The following is a 24,034-nucleotide window of genomic DNA, read 5'->3' on the forward strand; positions in this document are numbered from 1 at the left end:
CGGACGGACCGGTCCGGGTCACGTGACCACCGGCCCGTCCTTGGCGCGGCAGGGCTCCGGGGCCTGCGTTGTTGCCCTCGCGGAAACTGTGCCAGCCTGATGGGTGGGGGAGCAGTCGGGCGAATTCATGCGCGGGGGCGAGAGGCAAGCGCCATGAGTTTTTCCTCCCATGAATCCCATGAATCCAACGCGTCCCGTCAAGCCGGTCAGGGCCGTCAGGCTCACGAAGTCCATGAGACTCACGAGGTCCATGAGGCCGCCGGTGAACCGCACGCCGGGATCCCCACCGACATCCCCGCCGGTCTGAGCATGCTGGCCGACGCCGGCTGGCAGGTGATGGTCAGTGCGGGCGTGGCCTCGGTCGCCCTCGGAGCCGTCGTACTGGCCTGGCCGGGGGCGAGTCTGACGGTGGTCGGCGTGCTCTTCGGCATCTATCTGCTGGCCATGGGCGTCTTCCAGCTGGCGGGGGCCTTCGGCACCCACATACCCGGGCACATGCGCGTCCTGGGGTTCGTCAGCGGCGGCATCTGCGTGCTGCTGGGGCTGGTGGCCTTCCGGGGGCCCGCGCAGTCGCTGCTCCTGCTCGCGCTGTGGATCGGCTTCGGCTGGCTGCTGCGCGGTGTGATGCTGACGGGCGTGGCCCTGTCCGCCCCGGCGCTCCCCGCCCGTGGCTGGCAGGCCTTCCTCGGCATCGTCAGCGTGCTGGCCGGGATCGTGGTGATCACCTCGCCCTTCGCGTCGATCGCCGTCCTGACCCTGGTCGTCGGCATCTTGCTGATCGTCATGGGCGTGATCGAGGTCGGGCACGGCATCGGCCTGCGCACCCGTCTCGGGAAGCTCACCGAGCGCGGCGCGCACCGGGGCGGCCGCGGCGACCGGTGGCACCTCCATCCGCAGCACTGAAGGCGGCCGTTGAGACCGCAGTCGCTATTCCGGCTGCAGTTCCGGCACGTGCGCCGCCTCCGCGGCCAGCCGTGCGAGCGCCGCCGCGTCCGGGCTGTCCGCCTCCGGTGTGAAGACGTGCATCACCAGCCCCGTCTCGCCGGGCGCGGCGGGCACGTGCAGCGTCTGGTAGTCGAGGCTGAGCAGCCCGGCCCGCGGGTGGCGGACCCGCTTGCGGCCCGCCGCGCACATCACGACCTCGCCCGTGGCCCAGATGCGCCGGAAGTCGGCGCTGCGCGCGGACAGCCCGGTCACCAGGGAGGTCAGTTCGCCGTCGCCGGGGTAACGGCCCGCGGCGACCCGCAGCTGGCCCACGGCCTCCACCGCCCTGTCCTCCCATTCGGGGAAGAGGTCCCGTGCGGCGGGGTCGAGGAAGAGGTACGCGGCCTGGTTGCGGTTCCGCCGGCCGGGGTCGGCGAGGCCGCCTGCGAGCTCGGAGCCCAGGTGGTTCCAGGCCACGGCGTCCAGGCGGTGGGTGGTGACGAAGACCGGCAGGCCGGCCATCGCGTCCACGATGCGCAGCAGGGCGGGGTCGACCCGCGTCCCGGGAGCGGGGGTCGCCGGGGCGCACGCGAGGGTGGTGAGGTGCCGTCGCTCCGCCGCTCCGAGGCCGAGCGCCGTCGCGAGGGCGTCGAGCACTTCGGGGGAGGGCTGGGTGGCCCGGCCCTGTTCGAGGCGCACGTAGTAGTCGACGCTGATGCCGGCCAGCTGGGCCAGTTCCTCGCGCCGCAGCCCTTGTACGCGCCGGCGGCGTCCGCCGGGGAGCCCGGCCTCCTCGGGCGAGACGCGGCCGCGGCGGGCACGGAGGAAGCTTCCGAGCGCGCGCCGCGCGTCACCGACACCGTCGATGCTGCTGGTGCCGGCCGGGCCGGTACCGGCCGGGTCGCCGCCGGTGCCCTGTTCTACGTGGTGCATGTCCTGCATGTCGCGCATGCCGACAGTATGAGTGGCCCTGCCAGTACCAGGATCAGCGGTCCTCCGGTTGAAGAGGGTTCTGGCTGCCCCGTGGCGTCCGGGAGAACGTGGCGTCATGAACGGAACCACACCGCAGCAGCAGAAGAAGAACGTCCTCATCGTCAGTGCCCACCCCGATCCCCGCTCGCTCAACGCGTCGCTCACCGCCTTCGCGGCCGGCCACCTGCGTGCCGCGGGTCACGAGGTGCAGGTCTCCGACCTGTACGCGATGAAGTGGAAGGCGACGGTGGACGCCGACGACTTCCCCGACCACCCCGGTGACCGGCGGCTGGCCGTGATGGCCGCCTCGGAACAGGCCACTCTGGCCGGACGGCTGACGCCGGACGTCGCCGCGGAGCAGGAGAAGGTGCGGTGGGCGGACGCGGTGATCCTGCAGTTCCCCATGTGGTGGTTCTCGGCGCCCGCGATCCTCAAGGGCTGGATCGACCGCGTGTTCACCGCCGGGTTCGGCTACGGGCTCTCCGTGCCGCCGCCTTACAGCGAGGGCATCCTGGGAGGCCGCCGGGCGCTGGTGTCGGTGACGGCCGGCGCGAGGGAGACGTCGTTCTCCGACCGCGGCATCCACGGGGAGCTCGCCGACGTTCTCTACCCGCTCCAGCACGGGCTGTTCTGGTTCACCGGCATGGCGCCGGTGGATCCGTTTGTGGTGTACGACGCGAACGAGCTGCCGGCGGAGCGGGCCGAGGCGGCGCAACGCGCGTACGCACGACGGCTCGACGGGCTCTTCACCGACGCGCCGGTGCCCTTCCGCACGCTGACCGGAGGCGACTACGACCACGACATGCGCCTGCTGCCGGGGAAGGAGACGCCGGGGGCGAGCGGTCTGGCGCTCCACTCCCGCCCGCGCCCGTGAGCACCGGCCCGCACGCGGACGCGGCCGCCGCCCCGCCGAGGGGTGACGGCCGCGCCGCGGCTTGAACGGACCGGACCGAGGGCCGGACCGGGGACCGGGCCGGAGAACCCGGTCAGGCGACCGGATCAGGCGACCGGCGCCGGGAAGGTCGGGTACTCCACGCCGGAGACGTGCTGGACGACGCGGATGACCTGGCACGAGTAGCCGAACTCGTTGTCGTACCACAGGTAGAGGATCGCGTTGTCGCCGTCGACCTTCGTGGCGCCGGCGTCGACGATCGACGCGTGGCGCGAGCCGATGAAGTCGCTGGAGACCGCGTCGGGGGCGGTGGTGAAGTCGATCTGGCGCTTGAGCGGCGAGGTCAGCGACACGTTGCGCAGATAGTCGAGGACCTCCTCGCGGCTGGTCTCGCGCCCGAGCCGCAGGCTGAGGATCGCGATCGAGACGTCCGGCACCGGGACGCGGATCGAGCTGCCGGTGATCGGCGCCTTGAGGCCGGGCAGGGCCTTGGCGACGGCCGAGGCGGCGCCGGTCTCCGTGATGACCATGTTGAGCGGCGCGGAGCGGCCGCGGCGGTCGGCCTTGTGGTAGTTGTCCAGCAGGTTCTGGTCGTTGGTGAACGAGTGGACGGTCTCCACGTGGCCGCGCAGCACGCCGTACTCGTCGTCCATGGCCTTCAGCGGCGGGACGATCGCGTTGGTGGTGCAGGAGGCGCAGGACAGGATCCGCTCGTCCGGCTTGATCATGTCGTGGTTGACGCCGTGCACGATGTTGGGGACGTCGCCCTTGCCCGGCGCGGTCAGGACGACCTTGTCGATGCCGGGGCGCAGGTGCTTGGACAGGCCCTCGCGGTCGCGCCACTTGCCCGTGTTGTCGATGAGGATGGCGTCCCGGATGCCGTACGCCGTGTAGTCGACCTCGGACGGGTCGTTGGCGTAGATCACCTTGATGGCGTTGCCGTTGGCGACGATCGTGCTGTTCGCCTCGTCGACGGTGATCGTGCCCTGGAACTGGCCGTGGATCGAGTCGCGCCGCAGCAGCGAGGCGCGCTTGACGATGTCCTGCTCGCCGCCCTGGCGGACGACGATGGCGCGCAGCCGCAGGCCGTTGCCCGAGCCCGCCTTCTCGATGAGGAGCCGGGCCACGAGGCGGCCGATGCGGCCGAAGCCGTAGAGGACGACGTCGCGGCCCTCACAGCGCTCGGTCTTGTTCGCGCCCGTGGCGCCGGCGACGGCCTCGGCGGTGAATTCCGCCACCGGCAGGCCGCGGTCGTCGGCCTTGTAGGTGGCGGCGAGCATGCCGATGTCGATCTGGGAAGGGCCGAGGTCGAGCGCGGTCAGAGCCTGCAGGAACGGGAGCGTCTCGGTGACCGAGAGCTCCTCGCCGGCTATCTGCCGGGCGAATCGGTGGGTCTTCAGGATGCTGACCACCGACTTGTTCACCAGGGAGCGGCTGTGGAGGAGGACCGTGACGTCCCGCTCGCGGTGCAGCTTCCCGATGATCGGGATCATCGACTCCGCGATCTCCTCGCGGTTCTTCCAGTCAGTGAACGAGTCGTCGTTGACAGTCACAGGCTTTTCTCTTTCGAGCTAGGCAGCGCTCACATGCTAACCCCACCTGATTTTGATCGTTCAAGGGGTGCCGCCGGGAGGTGCCGGGGCGGCTTCGCGCGCACGCCGTCCGCCTGCGTCAGGGAGCGTTGTGATGCCGCTCGTCACATTTCCTCCGCGCCGCGAGTCATAGAGGTAACAGCATTCGACGGAAGGCACGGAAGGTACCGCCCGATGACCGAGAAGTCCCTCGCACGCGTCGCCGTTCCCCTGGCGGCGGCCCTGCTCGCCCTGACCGCTTCGGCGGCCCCCGCGGCGCCCGCAGCCCCCGCGGCCCGGGCAGCTCACGGCGCCCCGGTCCCGGACCGGGAGCAGCAGCGGCCGTGGACCGCCGCCTGGGCGGCCGCTCCCCAGGCCCCCGGACACACCGACTGGTATCCCAACTGGTCGGAGGCGGGTTTCGAGGACCGGACCGTGCGCCAGGTGATCCGGGCCGGCGCCGCGGGAAGCGCAGTGCGCATACGGCTCTCCAATGCCTACGGCAAGACCCCGCTGCGGCTGGCCGGCGCCACCGTCGGCCTGTCGGACGGGGAAGCGGCGCTGCGGCCCGGGACGGTGCGCCCGCTGCGCTTCGCAGGCGCGGGCACCGCGGCGGTCCCGGCCGGCGGGGAGCTGGTGAGCGATCCGGCGGCCCTTCCCGTCAAGGCCTTCGAGAAGCTCGCCGTCACCTTGTACTTCCGGGCCCCGAGCGGCCCGGCCACGTTCCACAACCTCGCCCTGACCAGCTCGTACCGGGCCGCCGGGGATCACAGCGCGGATGTCTCCGGGGCTGCCTTCACCGACCCGCCGAGCCGGTCCTGGTACTACCTGGCCGGGGTGGACGTGCAGGGCGGCCCGCACAGCAGGCCGCACGGCCGGGGCAACACCGTCGTCGCCTTCGGGGTCACCGACGGCTACGGCTCGGACCCCGGCGCCGACAACCGCTACCCCGACGTGCTGGCCGAGCGGCTTGCCGCGGCCGGCAGCCCGCGCACCGTCGTCAACGCAGGCATCGGCGGCAACAAGATCCTCAACGACTCCGTCTGTTTCGGCGAGAGCGCCCTGGCCCGCTTCCGGCGCGATGCCCTCGACCGCACCGACACGGGCACGGTCATCCTCCTGGAGGGCACCAACGACATCACCCAGCCCGACGACCCCGGCCGCTGCACGACGCCCGCCCCGAAGGTCACCGCCGGGGAGATCACGGACGGCCTCCGGCAGCTGATCCGTGAGGCCCGCGCACGCGGCGTCCGGGTCCTCGGCGTGACCATCCCGCCGTACCGGGGCTACGCGCACTGGACGGAGCGCGGCGAGCGCGTGCGCAACGAGGTCAACCAGTGGATACGCACCAGCGGCGCCTACGACGGCGTCGTGGACGCCGACCGCGCGGTGGCCGACGGCCCGGCCATCAGGAAGGAGTTCGCCTTCGCCGACGGCATCCACCTCAACAGCGCGGGCTACCGGGCCCTGGCCGAAGCCGTGGACCTCGGCCGGCTGTGACCTCCGGCGCTGCGGGCCGCCCCGGCGCGGCCTTCCCACCGGTGCGAGGCTTGGGGGCATGCACAACGAACCCCCCGCCGCCCGTGTCCTCGTCGTCGACGACGACCCGACCGTCTCCGAGGTCGTCTCCGGCTACCTCGTCCGGGCCGGTTTCGCGGTCGACCGGGCAGCCGACGGCCCGGCGGCGCTGGAGCTGGCCGCCGCCGTCTGCCCGGACCTCGTGCTGCTCGACCTGATGCTGCCGGGCATGGACGGCCTGGAAGTCTGCCGCAGGCTGCGGGCCGGAGGCCCCGTACCGGTGATCATGCTGACGGCGCGGGGCGACGAGGAGGACCGCATCCTCGGGCTGGAGGTCGGAGCCGACGACTACGTCACCAAGCCCTTCAGCTCGCGGGAGCTGGTGCTGCGCGCGGAGGCCGTCCTGCGCCGGTCCCGGGCCGGAGCGCCGGCGGCGCCCGCGCCGGAGCTGCGGGCCGCCGGGATCGTCCTGGACCCGGTGGCGCGGCAGGCCACCAAGGACGGGGCGGCGCTCGCCCTCACCCTCCGCGAATTCGACCTCCTCGCCTTCCTGCTGCGGCACCCGGGACGCGCCTGCGGACGCGAAGAGCTGATGCAGAAGGTGTGGGGGTGGGAGTTCGGCGACCTGTCCACCGTGACCGTGCACGTCCGCCGGCTACGCGCCAAGATCGAGGACGACCCTGCCCGGCCGCGCCTCATCCGGACGGTGTGGGGCGTGGGCTACCGCTTTGACGCCGATGCCGATGCAGGTGCCGATGCAGGTGCCGGCGCCGCCACCGGCGCGGGAGACGGCACCGGCACCGATGCCGCAGACGGCACCGCCACCGGCGCCGGGGGCGGCCCCGATGCGTGACATCGTGCTCATCGCCCTCTACGCCCTCGCCGGAGCGGCCGCGGCCGGAGCGGCCGGAGCGCTCGCCCTGCGGCTGCTGCGCCACCGCTCCGTGGCCGTGTCCCTGACGGTGGTGGCCGCCGTGCCGGTGACGGCCATGCTGGCCGGCACGCTGAGCGTGGCCCGGGCGATGTTCCTGTCCTCGCACGACCTGACCGTCGTGACGACGGTGTGCGCCATGGCCGCCGTGGTCTCCCTCGCCACCGCGCTGCTGCTCGGCCGCTGGGTCGTGGCCCGCAGCAATGCCCTGACCCGGGCCGCCCGGGACTTCGGCCGCAGCGGCAGCTTCGCGGCCCCGGCCGGCAACGCCACGGCCGAACTCGCGGCGCTCGGCCGGGAGCTGGCCGCCACGAGCGCGAAGCTGGAGCGGTCCCGGGAGCGGGAGCGCGCCCTCGACGCCTCGCGCCGGGAACTCGTCGCCTGGATCTCGCACGACCTGCGCACCCCGCTGGCGGGGCTGCGCGCCATGGCGGAGGCCCTGGAGGACGGCGTCGCCGAGGACCCGGCGCGCTACCACCGGCAGATCCGCACGGAGACCGACCGGCTCAACGCGATGGTGGGCGACCTCTTCGAGCTCTCCCGGATCCACGCGGGCGCGCTGTCCCTGAGCCCGAGCCGGATGTCCGTCGACGACCTGCTGGAGGACGCGCTCGCCGGGGCCGGGCCGCTGGCCCGCGAGCTCGGCGTCCGGCTGGCCGGGGAGCGGGTGGGCGGCGTGCCCGTCGAGGTCGACGGCCGGCAGATGTCCCGGGCCTTGGGCAACCTCCTCGTCAACGCCATCCGGCACACCCCCGCCGGCGGCACTGTCGCGGTCGCGGCGCGGCACGAGGAGGCGGCGGGCACGGTCGTCCTGTCCGTCACCGACGCGTGCGGCGGCATCCCCGAGGAGGACCTGCCCCGCGTCTTCGACACGGGCTGGCGGGGCTCCGAAGCCCGTACGCCGCCCGCGGGCGCGGGTCTGGGCCTGGCGATCGTGCGCGGCATCGCCGAGGCCCACGCGGGACGGGCGACGGTGTGCAACGCGGGCGACGGCTGCCGGTTCGAGGTGGTCCTGCCGGTGGCGTAGGCGCCGGCAGCCGGGACCTGGAGCTGCCGGGCCGGCCGGCAGCTCAGGGTCGGCTCAGGTCCGGCTCCGGGTCAGCTCCCGGTCAGTACCTCCCGCAGGACGGCCGCCGCGCTGATGTCGCGGTCCTTCGTCGCGGTCAGCAGGGTGAGCGTGCCGTGGAGGGACAGTTCCCGCAGGTGCCGGACGGCCGCCGCGTGGGGTTCGTCGCGCAGTTCGGTGCGGTAGCGGCGGGCGAACTCCTCGAAGAGGCCGGGGTCGTGGCCGTACCACTTGCGCAGCCCGGTGGAGGGCGCGACATCCTTGCACCACTCGTCCAGCGCGGCCGTCTCTTTGCTCAGGCCGCGCGGCCAGATGCGGTCGACGAGCACCCGGCTGCCGTCCGCCTCCTCGGCCGGATCGTAGATCCTCCGCACCCGCACCCGCCGTGAACGCGTCATGAGCCCATCCTCGGCGCCGGGCGGCCCGGACGCACCCGGAGCGGCGCCGGAGCGCACCCGGACCGGCATGCCGATGTGCCGGCAATTCCTTGCGGGCGATGCGGGCGATGTGGGCAATTCCTTTGCCCGCCCGCCGCATCGGGTGAATGATCAGCTCCGAGGACCGGGACCGTTGCCCGACGACGCGACAAGGAGTGAGAGACGCATGCCGGAAGCCTCGTTCGTGGGCCAGGACGTCGACACCGCACCGGCCTCCGCCGCCTATCTCGTCATCGGCATCCCGGGATCCGGGAAGAGTTCCGTGTCGGCGGGGCTCGCCCGCCGGTTCGCCTTCGGCGCGCACATCGAGGGCGACCACCTCCAGGAGCTGATCGTCGCGGGAGGCCGCCTGCCCTCGCCGGAGCAGGACCGCGAAGCCGACCGTCAGCTGCTGCTGAGGGCCCGCAACGCGGCGGTGCTGGCACGCAGCTTCCACGCCGCCGGCGTCGTCCCGGTCATCGACGACGTCGTCGTCCGCCGCGCCCACCTCGACTTCTACCTGGAGCACCTGAAGGACCTGCCGCTGCGCCTGATCGTCCTCGCCCCGTCGCCGCAGGCCGTCGCCCGGCGGCTCGCCGGGCGGGACAAGGTCCTGGCGGACGACTGGTCGTTCCTGGACACGGCGCTGCGCACCGAGCTCGGCGGCCGGGGGACGTGGCTGGACACCTCCGCGATGACGGTGGAGCAGACGATCGACGCCGTCCTCGCGGAGGGCTGACGGAACGACGGCCTCACGGGCTGATCCGCCGGACCGGTCCCCGCCGGCAGTGCGCTCGGCCCGCCGTCCTCACCAGTCCGCCATCCTCACCAGCCCACCATCCCGCCCCGCAAGACGATCGGACATCTCACAGAGACTCAGGGATATTCATCAGCTCATCCGATCTTCCTAATGTTGAGCGCGCAACCCACACCACCAGGGAGAGAACCACCATGCGCGCCGTCATCCAGAAGTCCTTCGGAGGCCCCGAGGTCCTTGAGGTCGCCGAGGTCGACCGCCCCGTCCCCCTCCCGGGGGAAGTCCTCGTCCGCGTCCGTGCCGCCGCCGTCAACCCGGTGGACGTCGGCGTGCGGTCCGGTGCCTACCCGCTGCTCGGCGAGCCGCCCTTCGGCGTCGGCTGGGACGTCTCCGGTGTCGTCGAGGAGGCCGGCCCCGGGGCCCGCTTCAGGCCGGGGGACGAGGTGTACGGCATGCCGTTCTTCCCGCGCGCCGCCACGGCCTACGCGGAGTACGTCGCCGTGCCCTCCCGCCAGGTGGCCCGCAAGCCCGCCACCCTCGACCACGTGCACTCCGCCGCCCTCCCGCTCGCCGCACTCACCGCCTGGCAGGGCCTCGTGGACGCCGCCCGGCTCGGCGAGGGGCAGCGGGTGCTGATCCACCGCGCGGCAGGCGGCGTCGGGCACCTCGCCGTCCAGATCGCCAAGGCCCGCGGCGCCCACGTGACCGCCCTGGCGAGCGCCCCCAAGCACGACTTCGTCCGCAGCCTGGGCGCCGACGAGGTCATCGACTACCGGACCACCGACTACACCGAGGCCGTCAAGGACGCCGACGTCGTCTTCGACTCCTCCTCCGAGGGCGTGCGCGCTCTCGACGTCCTGCGCCCCGGCGGCACGCTCGTCAGCATCATGGAGCACGGGGACCAGGAACTCGCCGCCCGGATCGAGGCCGCGGGCCGCCGCTTCGCCGGCATCGCCGTCGAGCCGGACTACGCCTCGCTGGAAGCGATCGCCGCGCTCGTGGACGCCGGCCGCATCCGCCCCCACGTCGCCGAGATGTTCCCGCTCGCCGAGGCCGCCGAGGCCCACCGGCGGATCGCGTCGGGCCGGACCCAGGGCAAGATCGTCCTGACCGTGGACTGACGGCAAGAACCCCGGAAGACCGGGGAGGAAGAGGGGGACGGCGTGGACATCCTGACCGAGGCGCTGAGCTCGATGAGGACCGGCCTGCCCAGGTCCGTGCGCACCCAGGGCCGCGCGCCCTGGGGTCTGCGCCTCTCCCCGGTCGCCGGCGCCGGCTTCCACGTGGTGCTGTACGGCACCTGCTGGCTCGTCCCCGAGGGGGACGAGCCGCACCTGCGGCCGATCGCCCTCAGCCCGGGGGACGTGGTCTTCCTGCGCGACGGGCGCGGGCACGTCCTCGCCGACCACCCCTCGACGCCGCCCCAGGAGGCCCGGCCCGCGGAGTTCAGCCTGGGCGCGCCCCTCGGCACGGTCACGATCGGCGGCGACGGCCCCGGCACCAGCCTCCTGTGCGGGCACTACCACCTCGACCAGGGGCGCCCGCACCCCCTGGTGCGCCAACTCCCCGAGATCATCCACCTGCCCACCCGGCACGGCCGCCACGCCGAGCTGTGCGCCGCCGTCCAACTCCTCGGCTCGGAGCTGGAGAACCCCCGCATCGGATCGGCGGGCATCGTCCCCGCCCTGATCGACTCGCTGCTCCTCTACATCCTGCGCGCCTGGATCGAGGACCAGCCGCAGACGGCGGCCAAGGGCTGGGCCGCCGCCCTCGGCGACCCGGCGGTGGCGCCGGCCCTCGCCGCCGTGCACGGTGACCCGGCGGCCCCGTGGACGGTCGAGTCGCTGGCCGGCCGGGCGGGCCTGTCCCGCGCGGCCTTCGCGCGGCGGTTCACCGCCCTCGTCGGCGAACCGCCCATGGCCTATCTGACCCGCTGGCGCATGACCACGGCCGCCAGGCTGCTGCGCGAGTCCGACGCCCCGCTGACGACCGTCGCGGCGCGCACCGGATACGGCTCCGAGTACGCCTTCGCCAAGGCGTTCAAGCGCGAGTACGGCCAGGCCCCCGGCGGCTACCGCCGCGCCTCACGCGCCGCCTGAGCCCCGCCGCCTGACGGGCCACTACCAGCCACCTCGGTCGCGCCCTCGCATCGCGGCACAGCGCCCTCCGCCCGCCCTCTTCCCGCCACGGGCCCGGCATCGGCCCGTGCCGGCCCCTTCCCGTGCGATGGCGCAAAACCGCCGCTGCGGCCCCGGTCGTTTCGACCAACATCATGACGCGCTGCTTCACTTGCGCGGCGGAGCTCCGTAGCCCGGACGGGCTACTTCAGGAGCTCCTTCTTGACGTACGCCCCCAGACGGACCAGACGGAAGGGACCGGGATGCCGACCGCAGCGCACCGGCAGCAGCCGCAGCACCCCGAGCAGCAGGCGGGCCGGGCACAGCTCAGCCTGGGCATCGCCGCTGCGCGGAACCTGGCGACCACCACCAAGACCGCCCCGCAGATGCAGGGCGTCAGCTCGCGGTGGCTCCTGCGCACCCTGCCCTGGGTGGAGGTCAAGGGCGGCACGTACCGCGTCAACCGGCGCCTGGTCTACGAGGTCGGCGACGGCCGGGTCACGTTCGTCCAGGAAGGGACCGCGGTCAAGGTCGTCCCGGCCGAGCTCGGCGAACTGCCGCTCCTCCGCGGCTTCGAGGACGCCGGGGCGCTGCGGGCGCTGGCCGAGCGGTGCCGGCAGGAGGAGTACGAGCCCGGCGAGCTGATCGCCGAGCAGGGCGATCCGGTCGGCCACGTCTACCTGATAGCGCGCGGCAAGGTCGAGAAGGCCGCCACCGGCAAGTACGGCGAGGAGATCCGGCGCGGCGTGCTCGCCGACGGCGGGTTCTTCGGCGGGCAGGCCGTCGCGGAGGCCCCGGGCACCTGGGAGTTCACGGCCCGCGCGCTGACGGCGTGCACCGTCCTGGTCCTGTCCCGGGCCGCGTACGAGGAGGTGGCGGGCCGCAACGAGCGGCTGCGCGCCCACGTCCGCCGGCGCCAGGAGGAGAAGGCCCGCCCGCAGAACAAGAAGGGCGAGGCGGACATCGCCCTCGCCTCCGGCCACACCGGCGAGCCGGTGCTGCCGGGCACCTTCGTCGACTACGAGCTCTCCCCGCGGGAGTACGAGCTGAGCGTGGCGCAGACGATCCTGCGGGTGCACAGCCGGGTCGCCGACCTCTACAACGACCCGATGGACCAGATCGAGCAGCAGCTGCGGCTGACCATCGAGGCGCTGCGCGAGCGCCAGGAGTCCGAGCTGGTCAACAACCCCGAGTTCGGCCTGCTGCACAACGCCGACCACAGCCAGCGCATCTCCACCCACTCCGGCCCGCCCACGCCCGACGACATGGACGAGCTGCTGAGCATGCGGCGCGGCACCAAGGCGTTCTTCGCCCACCCCCGGGCGATCTCCGCCTTCGCCCGCGAGTGCAACAAGCGCGGCCTGTCCTTCGACAGCGCCGACGTGGGCGGCCACGCCGTGCCCGCCTGGCGCGGCGTGCCGATCCTTCCCTGCGGGAAGATCCCCGTCTCGGAGGAGGGCACCTCCTCCATCCTCGCCATGCGCCTGGGCGAGGCCGAGGAGGGCGTGGTCGGCCTGCGGCAGACCGGCATCCCCGACGAGTACGAGCCCGGCCTGAACGTGCGGTTCATGGGCATCAACGACCAGGCCCTCATCTCCTACCTGGTCAGCACGTACTACTCGGCGGCCGTCCTCGTGCCCGACGCGCTCGGCGTCCTCGAGAACGCCGAGGTCTTCCACGCCCCGTCCTGACGGGCACCGCCGACCGCCACCCCCGGAACAGAGAGAAGAACCGGTGTCACTGCTGTCCCGGCTCACCGCCCCCGCGGCCCGTCACGACGCGGCGCGGCTCGCGGCGGCGCTCCTTGCCCACCAGGGCGTCCCGGCCGCGCCCCGGGCCCTCCGCCCGCCCGCCGGGCCGGCGGGCCCGCTCACCGGGCCGACCGGCCTCGGCACCTCCGCGGCCCGCGTCGCGCCCCGGCGGCCGGCCGCGGCCCCGTCCTCGCCCGCCGCCTCCGGCGTCCCCGAGCTGTACTGCCCGCCCGCGCTCCGCGACGACCCGGCCCTCGGCCGGGAAGTCAACGACCGGCTGCTGGCCTGGGCCGGCGAGACCGGCATCTACGCCGGGCGGCTCGACCGCGTGCGCGCCGCTGACTTCGGGCGCCTGATGATGCTGGCCCACCCCGACACCGACGACCCGGACCGGCTGCTCGCGGCGGCCAAGTGCGCGCTCGCCGAGTGGGCCACCGACGACTACTACTGCGACGACGGGGCCGGACCCGAGCTCCTCGGCTCGCACCTGGGCCCCGCCTACGCGGCCCTCGACCCCGCGCACCTGCCCGCCCGCTACGCGATCGCCTGGGAGCGGGAGATGCGCGCGGACCCCGTACGGGCCGCCCTGCGCTCCGCGTTCGCGCACCTCGCCCGGTACGCGGAACCCTCCCAGCTGGCCCGGCTCCGCCACGAGGTGGCCGTCCTCTTCGTCGGCTACGGGCAGGAGGGCTCCTGGCGCTCGCGGGAACACCTGCCCACCGTCCCCGAATACCTGGCACACCGTCAGATCAACAGCTTCCTGCCCTGCATCGCGCTGACCGACGCGGTCGGCGGCTACACGCTCCCCGCGGCCGAGTACGCCGAGCCGCGCGTGCGCCGCGCCGTGACCATGGCGGCCACCGCCGCCACCCTCGTCAACGACCTGTACTCGATGACCAAGGAACACCACGCCGCCGGCGTCGAGTTCAACCTGCCGACCGTGATCGCCGAACAGGAGCGGTGCTCGCCCCGCGAGGCGATCGAGCGCAGCGCCGGGATCCACGACGAGCTCGTGCGCACCTACGAGGCCGAGGCCGCGGCCCTCGCCCTCACCGGCTCGCCGCAGCTGCGCCGCTTCCTCGCGGGAGTGTGGGCCTGGCTCGGCGGCAACCGCGCGTGGCACAGCGGCAGCCCTCGCTACCACCACGCCTGAACAAGTCCTTAAGGAGCACGTCCATGACCACCGCCCCCGCCCCCGTGCTGCGCACCGCCTACCAGAAGGCCGTCGCCGAGTACTGGAACAACGAGAAGGACCCCGTCAACCTGCAGCTGGGCGACGTCGACGGGCTCTACCACCACCACTACGGGCTCGGCGACTACGACCCCTCCGTCCTGGAGGGTCCCGAGGCCGGCCGCGACGCGCGCATCACCGAGGAGCTCCACCGGCTGGAGTCGGCCCAGGCCGACGTCCTCCTCGACCACCTCGGCCCCATCGCCCCCGGGCACCGCCTGCTCGACGCCGGCTGCGGCCGCGGCGGCACCAGCATCATGGCCAACGCCCGCTTCGGCTGCCGCACCGACGGCGTCTCCATCTCCCAGGCCCAGGTCGACTTCGCCAACGAGCAGGCCCGCAAGCGCGGAGTGGACGACAAGGTCCGCTACCACTTCGCCAACATGCTGGACACCGGTCTGCCCACCGGCGCCTTCCAGGGCATCTGGAACAACGAGTCCACCATGTACGTGGACCTGTTCGAGCTCTTCGCCGAGCACGCCCGGCAGCTGGCCTTCGGCGGCCGCTACGTCGTCATCACCGGCTGCTCCAACGACGTCACGGGCGGCCGCTCCAAGGCGGTCAGCCGCATCGACGAGCACTACACGTGCAACATCCACCCGCGCAGCGCGTACTTCAAGGCCATGGCGGCCAGCGGTCTCGTGCCCATCAACGTCGTCGACCTGACGACCGCGGCGATCCCGTACTGGGAGCTGCGGGCCCGGTCGTCGCTGGCGACGGGCGTCGAGGAGCCGTTCCTGACCGCGTACAAGGAGGGCAGCTTCCACTACCTCCTGATCGCGGCCGACCGCATCTGACCACCACGCCCGGGCGCCTTGTATCCGCCGCGGCGGTTCCCGGCGGTGCCGTACGCGCTCGGGCCGTTCCGGCACCGCCGGGGGCCGCCGTTGCGGCGGAGGGGCGGGCGCGCCCGCATCTGACCGGCGCGGGAGTGCCCCCGGGCGGAGGTTCAAGGGCGTCTGCGCCCTTGTATCCGCCGCGGCGGCGGGCAACCCCCGCGGCGGTTCCCGGCGGTGCCGTACGTGCTCAGGCCGCTCCGGCACCGCCGGAGAGCGTCGTCTCGGCTGGTCGCCGTCGCGGCGGATTCAAGGGCGGGCGGGCCCTCTGCTGGCCTCGCGTCTGGCCGACGCGGTCGCGTCGTCGGCGCGAGTGCCCCCGGCGCAGGTTCAAGGGCGTCTGCGCCCTTGTATCCGCCGCGGCGGCGGGCAACCCCCGCGGTGGTTTCCGGCGGTGCCGTACGCGCTCGGGCCGGTCCGGCACCGCCGGGGACCGTCGTCTCGGCTGGTCGCCGTTGCGGCGGATTGAAGGGCGGGCGGGCCCTCTGCTGGCCTCGCGTCTGGCCGACGCGGTCGCGTCGTCGGCGCGAGTGCCCCCGGGCTGAGGTTCAAGGGCGTCTGCGCCCTTGAACCCGCCGCGGCGGCGGGCAACCCCCGCGGTGGTTTCCGGCGGTGCCGTACGTGCTCGGGCCGGTCCGGCGCCGCCGGAGAGCGTCGTCTCGGCTGGTCACCGCCGCGGCGGAGAGTCGTGCGCACCCCAGATTCTCCGGTACGCCGCGCGGTAGCCCGGTGGGTCCCAGGAGGCGGCGCCGCCCGTGTTGGCGGCGGTGGCGATGTGTACGGGGGCCACGTACCCGCTGGCGGGCGCGCCGGCGAAGGCGCGGTTGAACTCGTCGACGATCTGCCACCCCTGCTCGGAGAGCGCCTCCGGCACCGTCGCCGCCTGGAACTGCCGGCTGTTGATGCGCTGGAAGGCCGAGGGGTCGCCGTCGCCCGCGCCGATGTTGAAGGGCGCGCCGGCGCCCTTCCTGCGGGCCGCCCGGAGGGCCGGTGCGGCGTCGGCGAAGTACACGTCGTTGATGGCGACGGAGTGGGTCCACGCCCGGGGGAAGCGGGAGAGGAGCGAGGAGACCTCCTGGGGCGTCCGGCTGCTCGTGTCCGGCAGCGGGATGTTCTCCTCCGCCAGGACCCGCACGCCCGCACAGGTGCCGAGCTCCTTCGTGATCAGGCCGGACTTGTGCCGGGCGAAGGGGATCGAGGCGTCGGTGAAGACGACGACCCCGGCGGAGCCGTGCGCGTGCGCGATGACCCAGTCCGCGCTGATCCGCGCGACGTCGCCGACCTCCGTGGTGACGTTGGTGAACAGCGCGGGATCCCTGCTCGGACCGGGGGAGCCGACCGCGTGCCAGCCGATGAGCGGGATGTGCGCCGCTCCCGCCCGGGCGACCTGCTGCGACGTCAGGTGCGGGTCGAAGCCGGCGACGACGATGCCGGCGGGGTGCAGGGCGATGGCCTGGCCGAACGCCGCCTGGATGCCCGCCGGTGTGCCCTGGCCGTCGATCACCCGGACGCGCCAGCCGATGGCCCGCGCCGCCTCCTGCACCCCGCCGGCGACCCCCGCCACCCCGGGGTTGGTCATGGACTGCGCGACGAGGGCGACGCTCTTGCCGGGAACAGCCCGGGGCCCGGTGACGGGGCCGTTCCACGCGGCGTCGGTCCGCTCGGCCCGCCGGACGGCCGCCTCCGCCCTGGCCAGGACGGAAGGGCAGCCGTTCCTCGCAGGCGTGGCCGGAGACGGGGCGGGGCCGGCCGACGAGCCGCGCTCGCAACCGGCGGTGAGCACGGCGACGGCCATGAGGGCCGCGCTCACCGCAACGGCCGCACGGTTCACGGGACGGCCCGGTGGCGCAGCTGCCGGCGCGCGGCGTAGCCGGCCAGGCCGACGGCGATGAGCAGGGTGGCGCCGTTGAACAGGGGCGTGACCCAGAACGGGGCGCCGAGCTGGCCGATGCCGGCGAGGCCGACGGCCAGGACCGTGACGGCGACGAGCGTGCCGAGGGCGTTGGCGCGGCCGGGCCGGATCGCGGTGGAGCCGAGCAGCGCCCCGACGAACGCGGGCAGCAGGTAGTCCATGCCGACGCTGGGGTTGCCGGTCTGCTGCTGCGCGGCGAGCAGGACCCCGGCGATGCCGGTGACCAGGCCGGACGCGGTGAAGGCGCCGGTGACATGACGCCGCGTGGGGATGCCCACCAGCTCGGCGGCGCGCGGGTTGGAGCCGATGACGTACAGGTACCGGCCCAGCGGCAGCCGCTCCAGCAGCAGCCACAGGACGGCGGTGAGGGCGAGTACGTAGAAGGCGGAGACCGGCAGGCCGAGGAACCGGGAGTCGTAGAGCGCGGTGAAGCCGGCCGGCAGGCCGCCGGGGCCGGGGACGATCCGGGCCCCGCCGGTGATCCAGCCGGTCAGGGCGTACATGATGCTGCCGGTGCCGAGCGTGGCGATGAAGGAGTCGATCCGCGCGAAGACGACGACGGCGCCGTTGAGGGCGCCGACGGCGGCCCCGCCGAGGACGACCAGGAGGCAGGCGGCGGGCCAGGGCCAGTGGCCGGTGACGAGGAGCCGCATCGTCACGACGTGCGCGAGCCCGAGGCCGTAGCCGATGGACAGGTCGAACTTGCCGGTGGCGATGGGGATCGTCGCGCCCAGCGCGAGCACGGCGGGGACCGACTGGTTGGACAGGACGGCGGAGATGTTGTCCAGGGTGGGGAACGTGTCCGGCAGGGCGAGGGAGAAGGCCAGGAACAGCAGGACGGTGAGGGCCGGGAGGCCGTACGCGCCGACGAGGTGCCCGACCCGGTGCCGGAGCGCGTGAGGGGGCGGGGGCGGCATCGTCACGGCGTCCCGGTGAGGGGGGCCGTGGCCGAGGCCGCGTGGGTGAGCGCGGTGACGGTGAGGGCTTCGCCGCTCAGCTCCGCGGCCGGGTTCCCGCGGACGAACACCAGGGCGCGGTGGCACACGGCGGCGACCTCCTCGAAGTCGGTGGAGACGAGCAGCACGGCGAGGCCTTCGGCCAGCGCGTGCTGCAGCAGGTGGTAGACGGCCGCCTTGGCGCCGACGTCCACCCCGGCGGTCGGCTCCTCCAGGATCAGCAGGCTGCGCTCCGGCCCCAGCCAGCGGCCGATCATGACCTTCTGCTGGTTGCCCCCGGAGAGGGTGGCGATCGGCACCTCGCTGTCCCGGGGGCGCACGGCGAACCGCTCCATGAGCAGGCCGGCCTGGGCGCGCTCGCGCCACGGGCTGATCCAGTGGGCGCTGCGCAGCCCGCCGGCCCGCGGGTTGGCCAGGAAGTTCTCCCGTACGGTCAGCTCGGCCGCGCAGCCCTCCTCCAGCCGGTTGCTCGTCACGAAGCCGACGCCGGCGTCCACCGCGGCGGTGACCGTGCCGGGCCGGTAGGGCCTGCCGTCGAGCAGGGCGCGCCCGCCGAGCAGGGGACGGGCTCCGGCGAGGGCCCGGCCCAGCTCCATGTGCCCGGCGCCGGTGAGGCCGGCCATGCCGAGGATCTCGCCGGCGCGCAGCTCCAGGCTGACCGGCCCGCCGGCTTCGGTCCGCACCCGGTCCAGGCTGAGGACGGGCGGCCCGGAGGCGGGGGCGGTGAAGGCGTAGCCGCGCGGTTCGTGGCCGACGATGTCCTGCACGAGGCGGGCCGGGGCGTATCCAGCGACCGGCCCCTGGCTGACGACGCGTCCGTCGCGCAGCACGGCGAAGGCGTCGGCGACCTTGAACACCTCGTCGATCCGGTGGGTGACGAAGACGATCGCGTGGCCGCGGTCGCGCAGGGCGTGCAGGACGCCGAAGAGCCGGGCGCAGTCGGCCGCCGGGAGGCTCGCGGTCGGCTCGTCCAGGACGATCAGCTCCGCCCGGGTGCACAGGGCGCGGGCGATGGCCACCAGGGAGCGCTCGGCGCGGGAGAGGCCGGAGACGACGTCGTCCGGGCCGAGGTGGGCGGCGACGACGCCCAGGGCCCCGGCGCCCTGCCGGCGGGTGCGCCGCCAGGAGATCAGGCCCGCGCGGCGGGCGTATCCGGTGCCCAGCGCGATGTTCTCGGCGACCGTCATCCACCCGACCAGTCCGAGGTCCTGGTGGATGAACGACATGGCGCGGGAGGCCGCTTCGGTGCCGAGCGGGTGCCCGGCGACGGTCACCTCGCCCGCGTCCGCGCGGTGGACGCCCGCGAGCACCTTGATGAGCGTGGACTTCCCCGCGCCGTTGGCGCCGAGGAGGGCCAGGACGCTGCCGCGGCCGATGTCGAGGTCGACGGCGTCGAGCGCGAGCGTGCCGCCGAACCGCTTGCCGAGACCGCGGATGCGGACGAGGGGCTGGGAGTTCCGCACGTTCGTCATGCTACGGCCCCTTTCGCCCCGTATCCCGGATGGGCCGTCAGATGGCGGGGATGTCGTCGAGGTCGATCCGCAGCGCGGCGGGGCCCGCCTTGCCGCCCGGCACCTCCAGCGCGCACTCCGCCCAGATGACCTTCCCCTCCGGGGTGTAGCGGGTCCCCCAGGCCTGGGAGAGCTGCGCGACGAGGAACAGCCCGCGGCCGCCCTCGTCGGTGGCCGCCGCATGGCGCAGGTGCGGGGAGGTGCTGCTGGTGTCGGCGACCTCGCAGGTCAGCGCGCGGTCGTAGAGCAGGCGCACCCGGACGGGACCGGAGCCGTACCGGATCGCGTTGGTGACCAGCTCGCTGAGCAGCAGCTCGGCGGCGTAGGCGGTCTCTTCCAGCCCCCACTCGGCCAGCCGGCGGGTGACGGCGGCGCGGACGGAGCAGACCAGCGCCGGGTCGGCGGGCAGGTCCCAGGCGGCGATCCGGTCGCGGTCCAGGACGTGGGTGCGGGCGACGAGCAGGGCGATGTCGTCGTCGGGCCGGCCGGGTGCCACGGTTTCCATGACAGCCCGGCAGGTGTCCTCGGGCGGGCGGTCGGGGTGCGACAGCGCCCGGCGCAGGTCCTCCAGGGCCGTGTCGAAGTCCCGCCGGCGGTCCTCGATCAGCCCGTCGGTGTAGAGAACCAGGCTGCTGCCTTCCGGGAGCAGGAACTGCGCCGTCTCGAAGGGGAGGCCGCCGAGCCCCAGCGGCGGCCCGGCGGGCAGCTCGGGGAAGGTGACGGCGCCGTCGGGGAGCACCAGCGCGGGCGGCGGGTGCCCGGCCCGGGCCATGGCGCACTCCTGCGTGGTGGGGTCGTAGATGACGTACAGGCAGGTCGCGCCGATGATGCCGGGGATGCCGGCGCCCGGGTCGCCGCCGCCCTCCTCGCGGTCGAGGCGCCCGACCAGGTTGTCGAGGTGGGTGAGGACCTCGTCCGCGGGCAGGTCCAGCTCGGCGAAGGTGCGCGCGGCGGTGCGCAGCCGGCCCATGGTGGCGGCGGCGTGCAGCCCGTGGCCGACGACGTCGCCGACCACGAGGGCGACGCGGGTGCCGGAGAGGGGGATGACGTCGAACCAGTCGCCGCCGACGCCGGACTCGGCGGGCAGGTAGCGGTGCGCGACCTCCACGGCGTTCTGCTCGGGGAAGCCGTGCGGCAGCAGGCTGTGCTGCAGGGCGAGCACCATCGCGTGCTCGCGCGTGTAGCGGCGGGCGTTGTCGATGCACAGGGCGGCCCGCGTGGCGAGCTCCTGGGCCAGCGAGCGGTCGTCGTCCCCGAACGGGGCGGGGTCGCGGGCGCGGTAGAAGCTCGCGATGCCCAGGGCGACGCCGCGGGCGAGCAGCGGCACGGCGATGAGGGAGTGGACGTTGTGGGCGAGGATGCGCTGGGCGGCCGCGGGGTCCTGGCGGACCCAGCCCGGGGCGTCCCTCAGGTCGGGCTCCAGTACGGTCCGCCCGCTGGTCAGGCAGCGGAGCTGGGGCGTGGTCGGCTGCAGCTCGACCCGCTCGCCGGCGGGGTAGAAGGGGCAGTCCCCGCGGAAGCCGTGCACCACGGTGCGCTGCAGGTTCCGGGTGGGTTCGGCCGGCTCGTCGCCGCGCAGGACCTCCTCGCAGAGGTCGATGGTGACGAAGTCGGCCAGGCGCGGGACGGCCATCTCGGCGAGCTCGCGGGCGGTGCGGGTCACGTCCAGGGTCGTGCCGATCCGGGTGCTGGCCTCGGACAGCAGCTCCAGGCGGCGCCGCGCCGCCACGGCGTGCTTGCCCACGCCCGGCTCGCCGACCAGCAGCAGGCCGCCGGGCGTGCCGCCGGGGGAGCGCCCGCCGTCGCGGGGCCCCGCCGGGCCCGGCGCGCGGGCCGTCGCGGCGGGGCCGGCGGGTGCGGTGACGGGCGTACGGCCGGGGAGCGGGGTGAAGCGGGCGAGGGCCTGCTCGGCCAGGAGACCGGGCGGCGCGACGGCTGCGGTCGCGGCGGGGGAGACGGCCGTGGTCCTGCTCTCCCCGCTCTCCGGGACGGCTTCCGTGGGGGAGGCGGTGGCGACGGCGAGGGGCTCATGCCGTGCGGCGAGGACCGCTTCGACGACGACGCCCTCCACTCCCGAGGCGGTGGTCACCGGGCGGCTGAGCAGGGTCACGCGCCGGCCGCCGGGCAGCGGCACCTCGACGGCGGCCCGCTGGGCCGAGGCGATCAGCTCGGCGGCCCGCTCCTCCAGGATCATCCGGTCCCGCCAGTCCAGGGCGGCCGCGGCCGGCCCCTCCGGCCCGCCGTCGACGGCCCCGGCGCCGGCCGGTGCGAGACTCCTGGCGTCGAGGTACGCCTGGAGCAGGGCGCGCTCGCGCGCCGAACTCTGCTCCAGCAGCCGCTGTTCGATGGCGCCGGCCGCCTTGCGGATCACGATGTCCAGCGACGCGTCGGCGTCGGTACGGGGGAAGCCGAAGCAGAGCACTCCCTCGATGCGGCCGTTGAGCAGGTCCCGGATGGGGATGGCCGCGCACGCGTTCGACTGGGAGCGCTCGGCGAAGTGCTCGGCGCCGTAGACGCTGACCAGCCGCCGGTCCGCGAGGGCCAGGCCGATGCCGTTGGTCCCGGCGTACTTCTCGGCGAAGACGAAGCCGGGGACGCTCTGGATCGGGGCCAGCCGCCGGACCATGGAAGCGTCGCCGAAGCGGCGCTGCAGCACCGCCCCGCGCGCGTCGGCCAGCGCCACGTTCATGTTCCCGCCCGCGAACCGGGCCTGCAGGCGGTCCAGCACGGGCGTGGCCGCGCGGACGAGACGGCCGTCGAAGTCGAGGTCCTGTACGAACGGGAGCTCGCAGCCGTCCGGGGACAGGCCCAGCGACCGGCTCCGCTGCCACGAATCGAAGATCGGGCCGCGTACGGCGTCCACGACCGGCGCGCCGGCGAAGAACTGCTCGCGGGCGAGCGCGGGGCCGAAGTCGTCCGCCACGAGCCCCATCCGGATCACTTCCCGTACGGTAGGCGCCCTGCACTGATGTTCCATTTTAGAACTAACGGGGAATAAGGGGCTGGACCCGCGGTCACAGGACGGCCACCGGGCTGACGGGCGAGCCCGTACCGCCCGGGATGTTCAGGGGGGCCACGATGAGCAGGAAGTCGTGACGGTCCGTGGCGGCGCAGGCGGCCGCCAGCTCCTCGACGTCCAGGTTGTCCAGCAGCGGTACGCCCATCGCCGCGACGGCGAGCGCGTGGACCGGCGAGTGGAGGCCCTCCACCGGCGACGGCCGCACGTCGCTGTCGCCGTCGCCGCCCAGCAGGGCGATGCCTCGCTCGGCCAGCAGCGGCACGGCGTCCACGTGGAAGCCCGCGCAGAACGCGTCCGCGTCCCAGGGGCCCAGCTCCCGGCGGCGCCGGAAGCGACCGGTCCGCAGGAGTACGGCGTCGCCCTCGCCGATCTGTGCGCCCAGCGCCTCCTCGGCGGCGGTGACGTCCTCGGCGTGCACGGCCCGTCCCGGCTCCAGCCACGGGAGCCCGAGCGCGGCGGGCACGTCGAGGAGCACCCCTCTGGTCACCAGGGGACCGAGCGCCGCGACGCTGCCGAAGCGGGCGCCCGCGGCGCCGACGAGCTCCCGCGCGGCGCCGCCTCCGTAGAGCCGCCCGCGGTAGGCGATGTGGGACAGGGCGTCCAGATGGCTGATGCCCTTGCCGTGGTAGTCGGCGCCCACGAAGTCCTTGTGCGCGGAGGGCTCGGGCGCCTCGACGTCACCCAGGTCCGACATGTAGTGGAGGGCGGGCCTGCGGTTGTCCGGGCCGGACACGGTGTCCCACGGCCGGCCCAGCGGGACGGCCGTCCCGGACCGCACCAGGGCGGCGGCCCGCCGTACGTGGTCCGCGCCCACCCGGTTCCAGGCGCCGCGCTCGGCGGGCTCCCAGCGGCCCCACGTGCGGACCCTCTCGAACAGCGCGTCGAACTCCTCCCGGGAGACGGCCGGGCCGTTGCTCGTCGCGCTGCTCATTCCCCCATTCTTGGACGGCCCGGCCGGTAGCGCGCGCGGACAGGCGGCACCTCCCGGGCCTCTTCACGCCGTCATACGGTGACCACGATCTTGCCTGTGTGGGTGCCGGACTCCATCAGGCGGTGCGCGCTCGCCGCGCGTGGTGGCGATCGGGATCGCGCCCGTCCGCGGGGCCGTCTGGATCGCGGCCGTCCCCGCACTGCTGGAGGCGGCCGTGATGATCACATGGTCGCCGGGGGCCGGTCCGCCGGTTTCGACCATGCCGCCGTACACCGTCGAGTACGTCAGCCGCACCGCCGCGGACGTGACCGCGTCCACGCCCCGAGGCCGGTGCACCAGCGACGCCTCGGGCAGCACGACCCGCTCGCCGTAGACCCCGTCGACGCCGAAGTCGAAGTCGGCCGCGGCCATCGCCGCGTCGCCCGGCCGGAAGGCGGTCACGCCCTCGCCGACGGAGGACGCCGAGCCCGTCCGGCTCGGCCCCGGCGACGTCGTCTTCCTGGCCCACCGGTACGGTCACGCCCTCGCCGACCCCCCTCGACCCCTTGGAGGACGCGCAGCTGGAGCCGGACGGCTCGTGGCCGGCGCTCCGCCACCGCGGCCCCGTCCGCTCCGGCGAGACCCTGATGCTCTGCGGCGCGTACGGGCTGGACCGGGCGCGGGCCCATCCGCTGCTCACCGGCCTGCCGCCGTTCATCCACATCCCGGCCCGCGTCGGCGCGG

At 74.2% G+C, this 24,034-nt stretch carries 20 protein-coding genes and 1 pseudogene; 12 read left to right on the top strand and 9 right to left on the bottom strand.

The annotated features are described in order from the left end of the window. Positions 1-309: 309 nt before the first annotated feature. A complete protein-coding gene (locus ACSNOH_RS03295) occupies positions 310-903 on the top strand; it encodes an HdeD family acid-resistance protein (protein ID WP_436719636.1) in 594 nt (197 codons plus the stop codon). Positions 904-927: 24 nt separating this feature from the next. Here ACSNOH_RS03295 and ACSNOH_RS03300 read toward each other — a convergent pair whose 3' ends face one another. Continuing rightward, positions 928-1,875: a helix-turn-helix transcriptional regulator gene (locus tag ACSNOH_RS03300; protein ID WP_436719637.1), complete on the bottom strand. Its 948-nt coding sequence runs from the start codon at positions 1,873-1,875 to the stop codon at positions 928-930. Positions 1,876-1,972: 97 nt separating this feature from the next. Between ACSNOH_RS03300 and ACSNOH_RS03305 the strand changes: the two genes are divergently transcribed. Beyond that, complete coding sequence (locus ACSNOH_RS03305) at positions 1,973-2,770, top strand: NAD(P)H-dependent oxidoreductase (protein WP_436719638.1); 798 nt, start codon at positions 1,973-1,975, stop codon at positions 2,768-2,770. 125 nt (positions 2,771-2,895) lie between these two features. On the opposite strand, the gene ACSNOH_RS03310 is transcribed toward ACSNOH_RS03305, so the two are convergent. Beyond that, positions 2,896-4,341, bottom strand: coding sequence for a glyceraldehyde-3-phosphate dehydrogenase (locus ACSNOH_RS03310; protein WP_436719639.1), 1,446 nt, complete (start codon positions 4,339-4,341; stop codon positions 2,896-2,898). Positions 4,342-4,554: 213 nt separating this feature from the next. Between ACSNOH_RS03310 and ACSNOH_RS03315 the strand changes: the two genes are divergently transcribed. The 3 genes from ACSNOH_RS03315 to ACSNOH_RS03325 are packed head-to-tail and all read left to right on the top strand — an operon-like array spanning position 4,555 to position 7,835. Beyond that, a complete protein-coding gene (locus ACSNOH_RS03315; RefSeq protein WP_436719640.1) occupies positions 4,555-5,859 on the top strand; it encodes an SGNH/GDSL hydrolase family protein in 1,305 nt (434 codons plus the stop codon). 58 nt (positions 5,860-5,917) lie between these two features. Next, the gene (locus ACSNOH_RS03320; RefSeq protein WP_436719641.1) at positions 5,918-6,730 is read left to right on the top strand and encodes a response regulator transcription factor; all 813 of its coding nucleotides are present in this window, start codon (positions 5,918-5,920) and stop codon (positions 6,728-6,730) included. After that, complete coding sequence (locus ACSNOH_RS03325) at positions 6,723-7,835, top strand: sensor histidine kinase (protein ID WP_436719642.1); 1,113 nt, start codon at positions 6,723-6,725, stop codon at positions 7,833-7,835. Before ACSNOH_RS03320 ends, ACSNOH_RS03325 begins: the two co-directional genes overlap by 8 nt. A gap of 71 nt (positions 7,836-7,906) precedes the next feature. On the opposite strand, the gene ACSNOH_RS03330 is transcribed toward ACSNOH_RS03325, so the two are convergent. After that, a complete protein-coding gene (locus tag ACSNOH_RS03330) occupies positions 7,907-8,272 on the bottom strand; it encodes a DUF488 domain-containing protein (protein ID WP_436719643.1) in 366 nt (121 codons plus the stop codon). A 205-nt stretch (positions 8,273-8,477) separates the two neighbouring features. Between ACSNOH_RS03330 and ACSNOH_RS03335 the strand changes: the two genes are divergently transcribed. The 6 genes from ACSNOH_RS03335 (at position 8,478) to ACSNOH_RS03360 (ending at position 14,943) form a co-directional block, all read left to right on the top strand. Continuing rightward, on the top strand, positions 8,478-9,029 hold the full coding sequence (locus ACSNOH_RS03335) for an AAA family ATPase (RefSeq protein ID WP_436719644.1): 552 nt from the start codon (positions 8,478-8,480) through the stop codon (positions 9,027-9,029). Positions 9,030-9,241: 212 nt separating this feature from the next. Beyond that, a complete protein-coding gene (locus ACSNOH_RS03340) occupies positions 9,242-10,168 on the top strand; it encodes an NADP-dependent oxidoreductase (protein WP_436719645.1) in 927 nt (308 codons plus the stop codon). A gap of 42 nt (positions 10,169-10,210) precedes the next feature. Further along, complete coding sequence (locus ACSNOH_RS03345) at positions 10,211-11,146, top strand: AraC family transcriptional regulator (RefSeq protein ID WP_436719646.1); 936 nt, start codon at positions 10,211-10,213, stop codon at positions 11,144-11,146. Between the two features lie 281 nt (positions 11,147-11,427). Beyond that, the gene (locus ACSNOH_RS03350; RefSeq protein WP_436719647.1) at positions 11,428-12,855 is read left to right on the top strand and encodes a family 2B encapsulin nanocompartment shell protein; all 1,428 of its coding nucleotides are present in this window, start codon (positions 11,428-11,430) and stop codon (positions 12,853-12,855) included. A 43-nt stretch (positions 12,856-12,898) separates the two neighbouring features. Continuing rightward, positions 12,899-14,068, top strand: a complete 1,170-nt coding sequence (locus ACSNOH_RS03355; protein WP_436719648.1) for a family 2 encapsulin nanocompartment cargo protein terpene cyclase — start codon at positions 12,899-12,901, stop codon at positions 14,066-14,068. Positions 14,069-14,091: 23 nt separating this feature from the next. Next, positions 14,092-14,943, top strand: coding sequence for a geranyl diphosphate 2-C-methyltransferase (locus ACSNOH_RS03360; protein ID WP_436719649.1), 852 nt, complete (start codon positions 14,092-14,094; stop codon positions 14,941-14,943). A 706-nt stretch (positions 14,944-15,649) separates the two neighbouring features. Here the strand turns inward: ACSNOH_RS03360 and ACSNOH_RS03365 are convergent. From ACSNOH_RS03365 to ACSNOH_RS03390, 6 genes are all read right to left on the bottom strand, one after another. Beyond that, positions 15,650-16,777: a substrate-binding domain-containing protein gene (locus ACSNOH_RS03365; protein WP_436719657.1), complete on the bottom strand. Its 1,128-nt coding sequence runs from the start codon at positions 16,775-16,777 to the stop codon at positions 15,650-15,652. A 32-nt stretch (positions 16,778-16,809) separates the two neighbouring features. Further along, positions 16,810-17,811, bottom strand: coding sequence for an ABC transporter permease (locus ACSNOH_RS03370; RefSeq protein WP_436719658.1), 1,002 nt, complete (start codon positions 17,809-17,811; stop codon positions 16,810-16,812). A gap of 2 nt (positions 17,812-17,813) precedes the next feature. Then, a complete protein-coding gene (locus ACSNOH_RS03375) occupies positions 17,814-19,322 on the bottom strand; it encodes a sugar ABC transporter ATP-binding protein (protein WP_436719650.1) in 1,509 nt (502 codons plus the stop codon). Between the two features lie 37 nt (positions 19,323-19,359). Next, positions 19,360-22,293, bottom strand: coding sequence for a SpoIIE family protein phosphatase (locus ACSNOH_RS03380; RefSeq protein WP_436719659.1), 2,934 nt, complete (start codon positions 22,291-22,293; stop codon positions 19,360-19,362). Between the two features lie 82 nt (positions 22,294-22,375). Then, positions 22,376-23,311, bottom strand: a complete 936-nt coding sequence (locus ACSNOH_RS03385) for a cyclase family protein (RefSeq protein WP_436719651.1) — start codon at positions 23,309-23,311, stop codon at positions 22,376-22,378. A 63-nt stretch (positions 23,312-23,374) separates the two neighbouring features. Further along, the gene (locus ACSNOH_RS03390) at positions 23,375-23,752 is read right to left on the bottom strand and encodes a hypothetical protein (protein WP_436719652.1); all 378 of its coding nucleotides are present in this window, start codon (positions 23,750-23,752) and stop codon (positions 23,375-23,377) included. A gap of 104 nt (positions 23,753-23,856) precedes the next feature. On the opposite strand from ACSNOH_RS03390, the pseudogene ACSNOH_RS03395 reads away from it, so the two are divergent. Continuing rightward, positions 23,857-23,970 (top strand): annotated as a pseudogene (locus ACSNOH_RS03395) (AraC family transcriptional regulator); the annotation flags it as partial. Positions 23,971-24,034 lie beyond the last annotated feature (64 nt).

The organism is Streptomyces sp. URMC 127 (assembly GCF_051386535.1).
GTDB lineage: Bacteria > Actinomycetota > Actinomycetes > Streptomycetales > Streptomycetaceae > Streptomyces.

Bases quoted from the DNA above. Each gene is read 5' to 3' on its own strand.
- ACSNOH_RS03350 (WP_436719647.1), top strand. From the start codon at position 11,428: ATGCCGACCGCAGCGCACCGGCAGCAGCCGCAGCACCCCGAGCAGCAG.
- ACSNOH_RS03335 (WP_436719644.1), top strand. From the start codon at position 8,478: ATGCCGGAAGCCTCGTTCGTGGGCCAGGACGTCGACACCGCACCGGCC.
- ACSNOH_RS03365 (WP_436719657.1), bottom strand. From the start codon at position 16,777: ATGGCCGTCGCCGTGCTCACCGCCGGTTGCGAGCGCGGCTCGTCGGCC.
- ACSNOH_RS03315 (WP_436719640.1), top strand. From the start codon at position 4,555: ATGACCGAGAAGTCCCTCGCACGCGTCGCCGTTCCCCTGGCGGCGGCC.
- ACSNOH_RS03375 (WP_436719650.1), bottom strand. From the start codon at position 19,322: ATGACGAACGTGCGGAACTCCCAGCCCCTCGTCCGCATCCGCGGTCTC.
- ACSNOH_RS03295 (WP_436719636.1), top strand. From the start codon at position 310: ATGCTGGCCGACGCCGGCTGGCAGGTGATGGTCAGTGCGGGCGTGGCC.
- ACSNOH_RS03325 (WP_436719642.1), top strand. From the start codon at position 6,723: ATGCGTGACATCGTGCTCATCGCCCTCTACGCCCTCGCCGGAGCGGCC.
- ACSNOH_RS03370 (WP_436719658.1), bottom strand. From the start codon at position 17,811: ATGCCGCCCCCGCCCCCTCACGCGCTCCGGCACCGGGTCGGGCACCTC.
- ACSNOH_RS03385 (WP_436719651.1), bottom strand. From the start codon at position 23,311: ATGAGCAGCGCGACGAGCAACGGCCCGGCCGTCTCCCGGGAGGAGTTC.
- ACSNOH_RS03340 (WP_436719645.1), top strand. From the start codon at position 9,242: ATGCGCGCCGTCATCCAGAAGTCCTTCGGAGGCCCCGAGGTCCTTGAG.
- ACSNOH_RS03300 (WP_436719637.1), bottom strand. From the start codon at position 1,875: ATGCGCGACATGCAGGACATGCACCACGTAGAACAGGGCACCGGCGGC.
- ACSNOH_RS03330 (WP_436719643.1), bottom strand. From the start codon at position 8,272: ATGACGCGTTCACGGCGGGTGCGGGTGCGGAGGATCTACGATCCGGCC.
- ACSNOH_RS03320 (WP_436719641.1), top strand. From the start codon at position 5,918: ATGCACAACGAACCCCCCGCCGCCCGTGTCCTCGTCGTCGACGACGAC.
- ACSNOH_RS03305 (WP_436719638.1), top strand. From the start codon at position 1,973: ATGAACGGAACCACACCGCAGCAGCAGAAGAAGAACGTCCTCATCGTC.
- ACSNOH_RS03360 (WP_436719649.1), top strand. From the start codon at position 14,092: ATGACCACCGCCCCCGCCCCCGTGCTGCGCACCGCCTACCAGAAGGCC.
- ACSNOH_RS03380 (WP_436719659.1), bottom strand. From the start codon at position 22,293: ATGGGGCTCGTGGCGGACGACTTCGGCCCCGCGCTCGCCCGCGAGCAG.